Annotated in this window: 13 protein-coding genes; 1 reads left to right on the top strand and 12 read right to left on the bottom strand. The window is 37.2% G+C overall.

All coding sequences use genetic code 11. The annotated features are described in order from the left end of the window. Positions 1–139: 139 nt before the first annotated feature. The gene (locus tag LG377_RS02085; RefSeq protein ID WP_225743069.1) at positions 140–847 is read left to right on the top strand and encodes a DsbA family protein; all 708 of its coding nucleotides are present in this window, start codon (positions 140–142) and stop codon (positions 845–847) included. A gap of 52 nt (positions 848–899) precedes the next feature. Here the strand turns inward: LG377_RS02085 and LG377_RS02080 are convergent, their stop codons facing one another. The 12 genes from LG377_RS02080 to licT all read right to left on the bottom strand — a co-directional run bounded on the left by LG377_RS02080 (position 900) and on the right by licT (position 13,402). Beyond that, positions 900–1,757 carry a CPBP family intramembrane glutamic endopeptidase gene (locus tag LG377_RS02080; protein WP_225743068.1) on the bottom strand — a complete coding sequence of 286 codons (858 nt, stop codon included), beginning with the start codon at positions 1,755–1,757 and terminating at the stop codon, positions 900–902. Positions 1,758–1,852: 95 nt separating this feature from the next. Then, positions 1,853–2,341 carry a hypothetical protein gene (locus LG377_RS02075; protein WP_225743067.1) on the bottom strand — a complete coding sequence of 163 codons (489 nt, stop codon included), beginning with the start codon at positions 2,339–2,341 and terminating at the stop codon, positions 1,853–1,855. Between the two features lie 190 nt (positions 2,342–2,531). Next, positions 2,532–3,715, bottom strand: a protein-coding gene (locus LG377_RS02070) for an IS3 family transposase (protein WP_225743066.1) whose coding sequence is annotated in 2 segments (ribosomal slippage) — positions 2,532–3,430 and positions 3,430–3,715 — 1,185 coding nt in all. Because the reading frame shifts where the segments join, the coding sequence is not laid out codon by codon here. A gap of 311 nt (positions 3,716–4,026) precedes the next feature. Continuing rightward, the gene (locus tag LG377_RS02065; RefSeq protein ID WP_225743065.1) at positions 4,027–5,508 is read right to left on the bottom strand and encodes a flotillin family protein; all 1,482 of its coding nucleotides are present in this window, start codon (positions 5,506–5,508) and stop codon (positions 4,027–4,029) included. Positions 5,509–5,518: 10 nt separating this feature from the next. Continuing rightward, a complete protein-coding gene (locus tag LG377_RS02060) occupies positions 5,519–6,109 on the bottom strand; it encodes a hypothetical protein (protein WP_225744612.1) in 591 nt (196 codons plus the stop codon). 100 nt (positions 6,110–6,209) lie between these two features. After that, positions 6,210–6,599 carry a MerR family transcriptional regulator gene (locus tag LG377_RS02055; RefSeq protein ID WP_225743064.1) on the bottom strand — a complete coding sequence of 130 codons (390 nt, stop codon included), beginning with the start codon at positions 6,597–6,599 and terminating at the stop codon, positions 6,210–6,212. A gap of 71 nt (positions 6,600–6,670) precedes the next feature. Continuing rightward, entirely contained in the window at positions 6,671–7,240 is a 570-nt protein-coding gene (locus tag LG377_RS02050) for a hypothetical protein (protein WP_225743063.1), read from the bottom strand. Positions 7,241–7,300: 60 nt separating this feature from the next. Continuing rightward, positions 7,301–7,657, bottom strand: coding sequence for a DUF4288 domain-containing protein (locus LG377_RS02045; protein WP_225743062.1), 357 nt, complete (start codon positions 7,655–7,657; stop codon positions 7,301–7,303). Between the two features lie 120 nt (positions 7,658–7,777). Next, positions 7,778–8,773, bottom strand: a complete 996-nt coding sequence (locus LG377_RS02040; RefSeq protein WP_225743061.1) for an aldo/keto reductase — start codon at positions 8,771–8,773, stop codon at positions 7,778–7,780. Between the two features lie 133 nt (positions 8,774–8,906). Then, positions 8,907–10,361, bottom strand: a complete 1,455-nt coding sequence (gene ascB, locus LG377_RS02035) for a 6-phospho-beta-glucosidase (protein WP_225743060.1) — start codon at positions 10,359–10,361, stop codon at positions 8,907–8,909. A gap of 75 nt (positions 10,362–10,436) precedes the next feature. After that, entirely contained in the window at positions 10,437–12,395 is a 1,959-nt protein-coding gene (locus tag LG377_RS02030) for a beta-glucoside-specific PTS transporter subunit IIABC (RefSeq protein WP_225743059.1), read from the bottom strand. A 170-nt stretch (positions 12,396–12,565) separates the two neighbouring features. Further along, positions 12,566–13,402, bottom strand: a complete 837-nt coding sequence (licT, locus tag LG377_RS02025; protein WP_225743058.1) for a BglG family transcription antiterminator LicT — start codon at positions 13,400–13,402, stop codon at positions 12,566–12,568. Between the last annotated feature and the right edge of the window lie 185 nt (positions 13,403–13,587).

Raw genomic sequence — 13,587 nt, 5'->3', positions numbered from 1 at the left:
CATCTTCTTTATTAATCATACAAAAACGAACAATAACAATTATCCCTTAGGAATCTGATATTTTAAAGTACATTGTATTTCAACTAAACTATTGGTATAGTATAGTTACTTACTTTTAGGAAGAGAAGTGATTGTTTTTATGAAAATTGAAGTATGGTCAGACTATGTATGTCCATTTTGCTATATAGGAAAAAGAGAACTGGAACAAGCGATAAAAGAGACAGGATTGTCTGGTCAGGTAGAGGTTCAATTCAAAGCTTACGAACTAGACCCGACAACTCCCTTGACTGGTGAAAATCCAATTAAAGAAAGTTTAATGCAGAAAAAAGGCATGAGCGCTTCTCAAATAGATAGAATGTTTGAAGCCGTAACAGAGCGCGCTCAGTCAGTTGGCCTAGATTACGACTTTTCTAAAATGATTAATGCCAATACAAAAAAATCTCATCGATTAGCTAAATACGCTGAAGCTAATGGAAAAGGTTCAGAAATTGATGAAGCTTTACTAAAAGCTCATTTTCTAGATAACCTTGCCTTGAATGTGGATGAAGTTTTACTGGATATCGCTGAAAATGTGGGCTTGTCTCGTGAAGGTGCTCTGGAAGTATTGTCTAGTGATCAGTACGCTGAGGATGTTGCTAGAGATATTCAAGAAGCACAAGCCATTGGAGTTCAAGGTGTGCCTTTCTTTGTACTGGAAAGAAAATACGCCATCTCTGGCGCTCAACCTCAACAACTCTTTCAAGAAACCCTTCAGAAAGTTGCTGATGAGTTAGGTCTTAAACCTGGTCTACAAATCATGGGTAATTCAGATGCAGGACTATGTGCAGATGGTAGCTGTTCGATTTAAATGAATTAAAAAGAAGCCCGACCTTTTTGGTCGGGCTTCTTCCTTTGCTTTCTTATTTCGAGTGGACAAGATAGGGAGCTTGTTCATTGTTGATATCTTTTCCTATTTTATAAACAAACCACCCGAAAAGTAGTAAACTAATTAAAAATCCTGCACTACTAATATTGAGTGCAAAAATTAATTCTCGAGCTGCCTCAGCCATGTTCTCTACTGTAAATTCTGATTCTGGTAAAGCAAGCAATAATACAAGCGCTACATTATTGATGACATGCAGGACTATTGGGTAAATGAGCTTTTTGGTTTTCAAGTAAGCCATTCCGTACAACAATCCACCTAACAACTGCGGAATAACAAATGAGTCAAAGTGAAGAATCCCAAACAATAAAGCACTCCAAAATAAAGCCTTCTTATTGCTCATTTTCATTGTCCACTTGTTTAGTAATATTCCCCTAAAAATCAACTCTTCCACTATGGGTGCTAGAAAAGCTGTCGCAATCAAAGTACCTATTCCAAGTCCTGATGAAGAATCTGATGTATCTAAAAGCAGTTCTGACATGATAGGTTCTGAACCAATAAAAACGATTGCTATACGAATTAGCGAGAAGAGAAACGTGAAAGAAAGTAACAGTTTAATTATAACTCCCCCTATATAAAGTGCCATTTCCTTTGGCTTAACTTGAATTTTACCCGTAATTTCAAATAACCGAATATTGTTTTTATTGAGTTGATTTTTTATAATCCAAATAAAAGCAAGATTCACTGTTAGTTGAATTAGAGAAGGAGCAAGATTTGAATAAGACTCTGGCACAAATTCAATAAGCACCCTGTAACATACAAACACAATTAAAACTGCCATAACACTATGTAAAATAATTTTTATAAGAGAAACTTTTTCAATTTTTTCGTTCAAATGACCACTCCTTTTAAACTATAAATTTTGCCGCATTTCAAATAACGGATGCTTTACCACTAGTACTCGTTGTAAACAAGCCTAGAATAATGTGATTATGACTCTGGCTCCACATCGTTCCTTTTAAAACTCCAAGTAGAATTGAATAAACCACTAGCTTTCGCTTTCCAGTTATTTTTGCTTTTAAAATAAAGTTTTTGAACCATTAAAACCATATACCAAAATATATGTGTCATGAGCAAGGATACTAATATGGTAAAAATATGTGAATAATAACTACTCTCAAACGAAATTCCCATAGCATCTATCAAAAGTGGTGTTAAAAATAAGATTTGTAGAATAGTGATTGAATATAATACGATCGAGTCGATTGATAGATTGCGAACAGAGTAATTCCTTTTGTTATTGATTAGACCGTAAAAAACCAGACCAAAAATCATAGAGGTTGTATATAGAATACCTATAGTCATAACGTTTACTTCGAATACTGTTAATATAAATAGTAAAACAAAGAACGGAACTTCGACTGTCCAGCGATATCGTATGGTTTTATCATTGGAAGACAGATCATTGAATTTTATCATTTCTTTTCACCTCTCTCTAATCTTATTTTAATTTAATCACGTTGTAAAGAGGGTTTTTAGAACGCCTTAATTTATCTTTCCTAATGACGTTACCGTACCAAGCGGAAAGATTAGATTGGTATGTCAACACTTTTTTGAACAAAAATTATAAGGTGTAAATGATGATTGAGTTCACTTTCCTTTTGCCTCTCTAACTGAATGAGAGGCTAGTTTCGACCAGCTGGGGAACAACGGATTTGCAGACTTCCATTTCAGACTGTTCCTGTTCCCAATCTTTTCGATAATCGATAGGAGATTCGTAGTCCAATGATCCATGTGGGCGAAAATGATTCCACCAATGGACGTAGTCCATAAGTTGGACCTGCAGTTCATAGAGTGTATGGAATGTGTTGTCGTAGACAAATTCAAACTTAAATGATTTATACGTGGACTCCGCTACGGCATTGTCGTAAGGATTCCCTTTTCTACTTAACGAGCGCACAATATCAAAGGTATCCAGTAACTCATCAATAGTATGGTTGTCGAATTCTTTTCCCCGGTCAGTATGGAACACGTTGACCGTATGTAAATCACCCTTAACTGTAGCGAGAGCCTGCAGGACTAAGTCAGCTGTCTTATTGGGACCAGCAGAATACCCGATGATCTCGCGGTTAAACAAGTCTAAAATAAAACAAACATAGAACCACTTATTGGCAACTTTGACATAGGTCAAGTCCGTGACGATAGCTTTCATCGGCTCTTTCGGATTGAACTCACGGTTCAATGCGTTTTCAATCTTCGCTTGATTGACTCCACTCTTTTGTGGTTTGTATGATGGTCTATCATACTTGGACACCAGATGAAACTTTTTCATAATGTGTCCAATTCTCCGACGAGATACGATAAACGCACGCTTCTTCAATCTTTTCTTCAGTTTACGCGTGCCATAATTGTTTTTGCTTTTGGCAAACTCTTCAATAATCGCTTGTTCGAGTTCCGCGTCACTTTCTTTCTTTATTACTTCGTAATAATAAGATCCTCTACTGATCTTAAGGGCACGGCACATCGCTGATATAGAATAGTTATGTTTGTTGCGTTTGATTACTTCGACTTTCGCCCGAATATCAGCGCCGCTTGCTTTAAAATATCATTTTCCATCTTAAGCTGGGTATTTGCTTTCCTTAATTCTTTCAATTCTTTCTGTTCAGGTGTTAAGTTATCTCTTTCTTTGAATGAACCGGTTTGACTATGTTGACGTACCCATTTGTCAAAAGCCGATCCTGTAAGATCATATTCTTCTATGATTTCTTTTCTTGATTTTCCTGCTTTGTGTAAATCAACAATTTGTTTCTTAAATTCTTCTGTATAAGTTCGACGTGGACGACGAGTAGACATGATAGATTCCTCCTGTGTATGTTGTGTTTAGTATACACACCTTATCTTTTCTGTCCAACTGAGTGTAACCTATCCAGATACTGACACAAGATCATTAGTTTAAGGTATTTGCTTAATTCATTTATAGCACTTCAAAGATAGGTTTATCATATAAATTTTTTAAGTGAAAAAAGATGACTACTCCGATTTCAATCAGAATGGTCATCTTTATTTCTATTTAAAATTTGTATTTCACTTGGTTTAATGATCATTTGTGTTCATAGAACTCAACAACTATATTCAGCATAACCTCATATTGTCTATATGGTTATCTATTCTGTTACTGACTCACTGTTTTCTGATGAAACTGATTCATCTTTTCCTGATTCTTTTAATGTGTTATTCAGTTCTCGTACTTGTCCACCGACATTTTTTGTTCCAGCATATGATTCAATCAAACTAGTGAGATCTAAACCAACAGCGTCTTTGAAAGCTTCTTGTGATGATGCTAATGTGTTCAAGGCAGTATTGGTTAGAGATGATGCACCTTGCCCGTTGCCACTGTCCACGACAGTTATTTTATCGATATTACCTAGTGGTTCAGATACGGCACGAATCATTTCAGGATACGCTTCAATCATCAAAGTAGCGATGGCTTCTTGTCCGTATTCTTTTAAGGCTTTAGCCAGAGCGGTTTTACTTTCAGCTTCAGCTTTACCGATTTCACGGATACTTTCAGCTTTTGCTTTACCGTTCAGTTCAATTTCTTTTGCACGTGCTTCAGATTCAGCGATAGCTTTTGATTTGTTCGCTTCAGATTCTGTTTCGATGGCATAACGCTCAGCGTCAGCTTTCTTACGAACAGAAGCGTCGTATTCACGTTCTTTTCTGATGGTTTCTTTTTCTTGTAATTCAATTTGTTTCTCACGCTCGATGATTTGAGCGTTACCTTGTTCGATAAGGACTTGTTTTTGTAATTTTGCTTTTTCTAACTCGTAGGCACTTTCAGCTTGTGCTGTGGCTACATTTTCTTGTCGTTTGTATTCTGCAATACGTAAGCTCTTATCTTTTTCAGATTCAGCTGTTTCTGTTTGACGTTGTAATTCAGCTTTTTTAGATTGTTGTTCCGCTAGGGCACGTTCAATACGCGTTTCTTTGTCGGCTCTTGCTGACTGAATATCCGCATCACGTCTAACTTCAGCAATACGTCCTTGACCAAGTGAGTCTAGATAACCGTTTTTGTCTGTTACTTCTTTCAAAGTAAACGAAACAATCGTTAAACCCATTTTAGCTAAATCCACTGAAGCAACTTTTTGTACATCTTGACTGAATCGATCTCTGTTTTGATAGATTTCTTCAACCGTCAACGAACCTAAAATCGAACGTAGATGACCTTCTAAAACTTCGCGTGCTTCGTTCTCTAAGTCTTCTGTCGCTTTACCAAGATATTGTTCAGCAGCAGTAGCGATATCTTCAGTTGTTGAACCAACTTTGATAATAACGGTTCCGTCTGCGGTAACGGGTACCCCTTCTTTGGTGTAAACGTCAGGTGTACTCACTTTTAATTTAGATGATAACAGAGATAAGGTTCTAGCAGATTGTATAACGGGTAGTACGAATGAACCGCCACCACTGACAATCTTCATCTTGTTATTTGTGTTTGGATCTGTGTAGACATTTTTGTTTCCAAGTGCCGTTCCACTGATGATCAGCGCAATATCCGGTGAAGCAATACGGTAACGGCTAATCAGTAAAACGATAACGATCAGTGAGATGGCAACGATGCCGATGATTCCAAAAAGAGTTGCGTCCATGAATAAATCCCTACTTTCGTTTTCTGTTTTTTGTATTTGAGTTCCATGTTGGTTGTTGCTCATTTGTTGCTTGGATTGCATTCGTGTACGGTAAGACGTACAAAATAGAATCTTTGATGTCCATGACTAAGACATTTGTTCCTTGCTCGATAAAGGTTACCGATTTGCTACTGTTTTCGTAAATTTTAGCCATTCTATTGATTTTTGTAAAACCAGTATATACTAGCACTTCTCCGACGCCGTCAGCCGTTATGGAAACCGACACAGTCCCTTCTTTGCCTTCGAGTTGACGAATAGATGTGGCACTCGAATTTTCTGAACGGCTTCGAAAGGGAATAATCACGAAGATATTAAGTAAAACAATTCCAGTCACAACAGTCACAAGTATAAGTATAAATAGCCCAATTGAAATAAAGGCATTACCAGGCATGCTTTCGTTGATCATGTAACCGATGAATACAGCAATCATTAGACTAACAAACAAATCGCTGATATCAAAAAAACCAATCGTTACGATTTCCCTCAAGGGTAACGTAAGCAAGGCTAGGATCAGACAAGCAACGAAAGCCAATTGCATATATGTTTGGTTGGATAAAATCATTTCAATCAAATAAGGTTCACCCCCTTTCAGTTTTTGTTTTTAGATGTTATTCATACATTGTGTATCATATAAATTTTATACTAAAATCTCAGCTTTCTTTTTAATAACTCAAGTTTTTCATTGCCGTTTCTTTACTCGCCAACCGACCTTCATAGTCATTAATTTTCGTGTCTAATTTTTGTAAGACTTGAGCCATTTCTTCTTGTTTCTTCAATAGTATTTTTCGTTCTTCCATCAATATTTCTCTTCTTTTTTCTAGAGCTTCATCTGCGCCCTGTCTAACCAAACTTGTATATTCTTTTAATATTTCAAGTGGTAAACCAACTGTTCGCATGCATTTAATAAAATCGATCCACTTCAAGTCTTGCTCACTAAACACTCGAACGCCAGCTTTATTTCTAGTGATAGGTGGAATCAAATCGATTCTTTCATAATACCGAATAGTTGATGGTGCGATATTCATTTCTTCCGCTACTTTTGAAATATTCATCCAATTCTCCTCACTTCCTAAAATCAGTATATCACTTAAAGTTAACTTTAAGTGAAGTGAATGTGAACGATTCACTCTATTTTCCTAATCTCGTTGAACAACCAATCGATTTCTCTTCTATCTTTAACCGGTGTTTCAAAAATTTCAACTAGTGCCAAGAAGCGAGTTAATTCGGGTGATGCTTCTACCAGTTCTTTGGCTGTCACGCCTCTTAAAAAAGCATAGTCATAGTCAAACAATCGACTATCTGATTCTATGACTCCAACCGTTTTTTCTACCGCTAAAACTATGGTTACGTCATCAAAATAAGGTTGAAACATGCCTTCTCCAAATGCATGGATTTCATCATAGTATAGCTGACTCTTCTCGTTGTTCACAACTTTATAAAGTTGTAGATCTATTTTTCCGCCTAAATACGCCGGTGACTGTTTTGTATTGTATTCCAAAATTTCCAGTTGAGCTTTTACTATATTTTCAAGAGCGTAGTCTTCCAAATCCACTAGTTTTTTAATCACTTCTAAAGGATCTTCTTTTACTTCTACAATATTTAGTCGGTCACGGTATTGAGCCAGAAGCATTGGCGTATTGTTCTCATCTACCGATTCTCCGGGATCTATTATTCCTCTAAATTCATTGTCCACACTCGGTCCTCCTATTTACTTAAAGTTCATCTAGACAACCAACAGAATGCTAATACTCGTTTAATTAGTTTTCTCCCAATCAAAATCAGAAAAATACTTGGATATAATTTTTTCTGACGTCAAACCTTCTTCGATAAAAAACCGACTATATACTTCAGCGCCCTGTTCGAAAGTGACTTTATCTACCATTTCGAAGACATCTACTATTCTAACGACTTTCCAGTAAACCATTTCCCCTGATTCGACCTGGTATGGTTCTTCGGTATTCTCTTTATAAACCATTTGTTTTAATACATTGGGATCAAGTATTTCGTCGAATTGATAAAGCAGTATGCGATGCTCAAAATCGTTTCTTATTGAATGATCACTTGCATTGAATGACCCCATCAGTAAACTAACTGCTCGAACCACTAACATTTTCAAAACTCCTTTGGTTTCTAAAAGCGTTACTGTCTTCGTTTTATTTCAGTATACACATCTACACTAAAAAAAGGGAGAAACGATTGGTTGCCCCCTTTTTTCTAGCGTATTAACGGCTTATTTATTCGGATCTGGTAGGGCACCAACAACATTGTGGGGCACATATAAAGCTTCTAGTTTATCCATTTCGTCTTTCGTTAGTGAAATATCAAGAGCCGCTACTGCATCGTCAATATACTTTTCTTTTGTGGCACCGATGATGGGAGAAACAACTTGTGGTTTGTGCAGTAACCAAGCAAGTGCTAGTTGTGCACGCGGCACGCCTTTTTTCTCGGCCATTTCTGCTAATTGATCAACCACTTCTTTATCTTGCTTTTCTGTTGATCCGTATTTGGATTTTTGAACTTGGTCCGTTTTAGAACGCTCTGTTTGTACAGACCAGTCACGAGCAAGTCTTCCTGAAGCTAATGGACTATAGGGTGTTAACGCAATATTTTGGTCTTCACAAAATGGGATCATATCGCGTTCATCTTCTCTATAGATTAAATTATAATGATTTTGCATCGAAACAAATTTAGTCCAGCCATTTTTCTCCGCAATGTACTGTGCTTTTTGGAATTGCCAAGCATACATTGCAGAAGCCCCAATATACCGTACTTTTCCAGATTTAACGACATCATGCAAGGCTTCCATCGTCTCTTCAATTGGCGTATTGTAGTCCCAGCGGTGGATAATATATAAGTCGATATAATCCATACCTAGTCGACCTAATGTTTGGTCGATCTCATGTAGAATTGCTTTTCTTGATAACCCCTTCGCGTTAGGACCTTCATGAATGTCGAAATAAACTTTAGAGGCAACAACGATTTTTTCTCTATCAGCAAAATCTTTCAGTGCCCGACCTAAAATTCTTTCACTTTCACCTTTTGAATAAATATTAGCTGTATCGAAAAAATTGATTCCTTGGTCAAGTGCATGCTTGATGATGCTACGACTTTCATCTTCTTTCAGCACCCAGTCATGTGTCCATTTTTCTGGATCTCCAAAACTCATTGCGCCTAAACAGATGGGCGTAACGTCCATTCCTGTGTTCCCAAATTTAACGGTTTGCATGATGTTTTGCTCCTTTTTCTTTAAGATAAGGTTATTTTACCACTTAAAGTCGACTTCAAGTCAAGCATAAGTGTTAGATATCCTATACAAAAAAAGCGAAGGAATCATTAAGATTCTTCCGCTGCTTTTATCATTATGCTAAGTCTTCACCATTTGATTCAATGACTTTCTTATACCAGAAAAACGAATCTTTTCTAGAACGGTCTAAAGTTCCGTTACCATGATCGTCTTGATCAACATAGACAAATCCGTAACGTTTAGCCATTTCACTTGTTGAGGCACTCACAAGATCAATACATCCCCAAGCTGTGTAACCCATTAAGTCTATGCCATCTTTAACAGCTTCTCTCATCTGTTCGATGTGTTTTCTCAAATAGTCGATACGGTAATCATCATGGATACTACCATCTTCTTCTACTTCGTCGTAAGCACCTAAGCCGTTTTCTACAATAAATAGAGGTTTTTGGTAACGTGAATACATATCATTCAGAGTATAACGTAATCCGATTGGATCAATCTGCCATCCCCAGTCAGAAGTTTCTAGATAGTTATTCTTCACTCCACCAAACAAGTTTCCACCAACACTATCGTCACTTTCTTTAGAACTAACGGATAGTGACATGTAATAACTAAACGAAATAAAGTCTACTGTATAAGCTTTTAAGATTTCATCGTCTCCACGTTCTTTTTGGATATGGATATTATTTTCTTCAAAGTAACGCTCCATGTAACTTGGATATTCTCCACGAGCATGTACATCTGTGAAGAATAAGTTCATTTGATTTTCGTTCTGTGCTAATAGCACGTCTTCTGGATTATTTGTTTCCGGATAGAATGTTGAACGAGCTAACATACATCCAACTTGAAATTCTGGATTAATCTCGCGAGCTAGTTTAGTTGTTAAGGCACTCGCTACAAATTGATGATGAGCTGCTTGGTAGCTTAGTTGCATTGGGTTTTCAGCACCTTCTGTTAAAACACCCGCGCCTGTATAAGGGCTCATCGTTACAATATTGATTTCGTTGAATGTCAACCAATAAGTAACCTTGTCTTTATAACGTTTGAACACTGCTTCTGCATAATTCAAGAAGAAGTCTACTACTTTTCTATCTGTCCAGCCATTATATTTCAATGTCAAATTAAGTGGCGTTTCATAATGAGATAGTGTGACTAAAGGCTCGATACCATGCTTTTGACATTCATCAAATACTTTATCGTAAAACGCTAGGCCTTCTTCGTTCGGTTCAGTGTCGTCGCCATTCGGGAAGATTCTAGCCCAGTTGATCGATAGACGGAATACTTTGAAGCCCATTTCAGCTAGCAAGGCGATATCTTCTGCGTATCTGTGATAGAAATCTGTACCAAAACGTTTAGGGAATGTAGCATTAGATCGACCATCTAAAATTGCTTGAATCTCTTCTTTCGTTACATCTAAAGAGTGTCCACCTACGCGCTCTTCTTTAGGAACAAATTTAACCATATCAGCGGTTGATAATCCTTTTCCGCCTTCATTATAAGCACCTTCGTACTGATTAGCAGCTGTTGCGCCACCCCATAAAAAGTCTTTCTTAAATCCTTTGACTGACAAAATAACTCCACCTTTCAATTATGATGCAGGTAGCGTTTGTTCGCTACCTGCATTTTTACAATTCTTGTTACTTTTTTATATAACGACTGTCATAAGATAGTCATTCGTTGCTACACCTGTTTTATCTGTTGTTAAAAGATCTAGATAGTGATCTGCGTTTGTAATTAATACTGGAGTTGTTACTGGGTAACCAGCTTTTTTGATTAAATCGATATCAAATTCAATCAATGTTTGACCAACTTCGACACGATCTCCAGCTTTAACGTGAGCAGTAAAGCCTTCGCCGTCTAGTTGAACAGTATCCATACCGATGTGAATCAGTAATTCTACCCCTTCGTCACTTGTGATTCCAATTGCGTGACCTGTAGGGAATAATGCTGTAACTTCACCTTTTACTGGTGAAACCACTTTGCCTTCTATTGGTTCAATCGCTAGTCCTTTACCCATTGCGCCTGAAGAGAATGCTTCGTCTTTGACTTCACTTAGTGGTAATACGGTTCCTGTTAGAGGACTTTCGATCACTTCTTTTTCTACATATGACTCACCATTAGCTTGTACAATTGCGCCTTCAGTTGTTGATGCAGATTTTGTTTCAATTCCTTGATCAGTTGCCACTTCAGCATCACCAAATAATGTGCCGAATCCAACTAGATACGTTACAACAGCTCCGAATACAAGACCAGCTGCAGAAATTCCGATAATGATGAATAAGTTTTGAACACCTGATTGTGCTGGATCTAAGAAGTTTGTATACCCAAATACGCCTAGTCCACCGATAATATAACTTCTAGTTTCGAAAAGAGCTAATGCCGCTCCACCTAGTGCTCCACCAATACAACTGATGATGAATGGTTTTCTAAGTGGTAAAGAGATACCATATATTGCTGGCTCTGTTACACCAAAGAATCCTGAGATGATTGCTGGCACTGCCAATGTTTTAACTTTTGTTTCTTTCGTTCTTAAGAATACACCAATGATTGCGCCTGTTTGTGCAAACGAAGCGATAAATGATAGGGCTAAGATTGGATCAAATCCGTAAACTGACAAGTTGTTAATTGCAACTGGAACAAGTCCCCAGTGTAATCCGAAGATCACAAGGATTTGCCAGAATCCACCAATCAATAGACCCGCGATAATTGGGCTAAAGTTGTAAACTGCTAACGTTCCTGCGCCAATCATATTTGCAGCGATATTCGCAACAGGTCCAATAACGATAAAGGTTACAGGTACAACAATAAGCAATGTAAGGAACGGTACGACGAACAGTTTAACTACATCTGGAACAATTTTTTTCATCAATTTCTCAATTTTAGAAGCAAAGAATACAGCTAAAATAATTGGAATAACGGTAGAACCATATCCACCTTGTGGAAGAATAACTGGAATTTTCAAGAAGTCTAGATACACTGGAGATTCGAATAATGTACCAGCAAATAATGTATACATGATTTCGCCACCAGTAATTCCTGCGATACTTGGATAAACTAACGCTCCACCTATTGCCATAGCAATGAACGGTGCTACTTTGAATTTCTTAGACGCTGTATACGCTAGGAAAATCGGGAAGAAATAAAATAATGCATCGCCAATCGCGTTTAAAATCTGGTATGTTCCAGAAGTTTCTTCTAATACACCAATTGCTAGGAATAATGCATTGAATCCTTTGATCATCCCTGTAGCTGCTAGTACACCCAGTACGGGTTGGAAAATACCTGATACTAAATCGATAAATTGATCTAATGGATTACCTTTAGGTCCTGTATCTTCATCTGTGTCCGAAGCGTTTCCTAAGTTACCCTCTTGTACAACTTGTGCATAAACATCTGGTACGTGGTTACCAATAACAACTTGGTATTGTCCACCACTCTTCATAACTGTTACAACACCATCCATATTTTTAATATGATCTGTGTTTGCTTTACCTTCGTCTTTCAATTTAAAACGTAGTCTTGTAATACAATGCGTTAAGCTATTGACGTTTTCTTTGCCCCCGACGTTGTCTAGGATTTCTTTTGCTAATTCTTCGTAAGCCATTACATTTTCCTTCTTTCTTGTTTTCTTATTTTTTGAATTTGAGTAATAAAAAAACCTAACTTAATAGTCGAGAATACAATTTCCCCTTAAGGAGAATGTATGTCTGACTATCAACTTAGGTTTTGCCTGCATTCGGTCTCCCGAATCAGTAACAATCCATCTGTGATAGATTAATCTTCAGTTGTGACACGTTGAATATGAATCGCTAGATATAACTGCTCATCTGTAGTCAACGCCGCTCCTTGTGTCTTCAGCAGATATTCATTTATCCGCTCCGTACAGTTGAAGGCTTTTTCGTATTTACTTTTCACCTGATCGTATAAAAAGGTGTCCCCTGATTCTTTTCTTTCCTGTTGCAGTAACCGTCTTGCAAAATACAGAAGATGAGTAATGAACCGAGTATATTGAAAAGATTCTTCGTTGAATGTTTTCCCATAATAATAGCTAACAATATTCAATATATCTTGGACCATCTCTGTCATTCGAATGGTTACTTGTAAATCTTGTTCATCTTGTCTTGCATTTACAATGTGCAATGCAACTGCTGCCGCTTCTGACTCTGGTAACTGGATCGATAGGTTTTTTTCAACAAGTTCTAAAGCTTTCAGCCCGATTTCGTGTTCCACTTTGTAAAATCGCTTGATTTCCCAGGTCAATGGATTTTTAATGTCTAGTCCATCTTTTGCTCTGCTAATCGCATAGCTCAAGTGATCTGGTAAGGTTAGATAAATATGATTGCTGAGTCTAGCGTGTAATATACCTTGAGCATATTTAATCACATTTGTCGCAATCTCAAGGATATCTGGGTCAATATCTCTGTACAATGAGAGTAAATGCTCCATGACGTCTTGGCCTTCTGGAATAAACGTTTTCTCGATTTTATCTATCTCGATTTCGTCTCCGGTATGCTTTTGAAAAGCAATGCCTCTTCCCATTACGACCATTTCTTGGTTTGACTCGTTAAATGCGAGCACTACATTATTGTTCAATACTTTCTCAATTTTCATTTCACTCTTATGACACCTCCATTTAGGATTTATTAAAAAAAACCTAAACTCATCCCAAACCTACTATACAGCGAAAATTCGCTAAAGAGTAGCTTTCAGATCAATTTAGGTTTTGCCCATACAATTAAGTCTGGTAACAATCCATTTTATTGAATGACTGCTGTATTTAATTGTTGATGTAACTA

Source organism: Marinilactibacillus sp. Marseille-P9653, assembly GCF_916618885.1.
Classification (GTDB): Bacteria; Bacillota; Bacilli; order Lactobacillales; family Carnobacteriaceae_A; genus Marinilactibacillus.
This window is presented reverse-complemented; position numbering and strand designations above follow the sequence as displayed.

What these genes read in the sequence shown, in the direction of transcription:
- LG377_RS02085 (WP_225743069.1), top strand. Translation starts at nt 140, where the DNA reads ATGAAAATTGAAGTATGGTCAGACTATGTATGTCCATTTTGCTATATA.
- LG377_RS02075 (WP_225743067.1), bottom strand. Translation starts at nt 2,341, where the DNA reads ATGATAAAATTCAATGATCTGTCTTCCAATGATAAAACCATACGATAT.
- LG377_RS02065 (WP_225743065.1), bottom strand. Translation starts at nt 5,508, where the DNA reads ATGGACGCAACTCTTTTTGGAATCATCGGCATCGTTGCCATCTCACTG.
- LG377_RS02060 (WP_225744612.1), bottom strand. Translation starts at nt 6,109, where the DNA reads ATGATTTTATCCAACCAAACATATATGCAATTGGCTTTCGTTGCTTGT.
- LG377_RS02055 (WP_225743064.1), bottom strand. Translation starts at nt 6,599, where the DNA reads ATGAATATTTCAAAAGTAGCGGAAGAAATGAATATCGCACCATCAACT.
- LG377_RS02045 (WP_225743062.1), bottom strand. Translation starts at nt 7,657, where the DNA reads ATGTTAGTGGTTCGAGCAGTTAGTTTACTGATGGGGTCATTCAATGCA.
- LG377_RS02040 (WP_225743061.1), bottom strand. Translation starts at nt 8,773, where the DNA reads ATGCAAACCGTTAAATTTGGGAACACAGGAATGGACGTTACGCCCATC.
- LG377_RS02030 (WP_225743059.1), bottom strand. Translation starts at nt 12,395, where the DNA reads ATGGCTTACGAAGAATTAGCAAAAGAAATCCTAGACAACGTCGGGGGC.
- licT (WP_225743058.1), bottom strand. Translation starts at nt 13,402, where the DNA reads ATGAAAATTGAGAAAGTATTGAACAATAATGTAGTGCTCGCATTTAAC.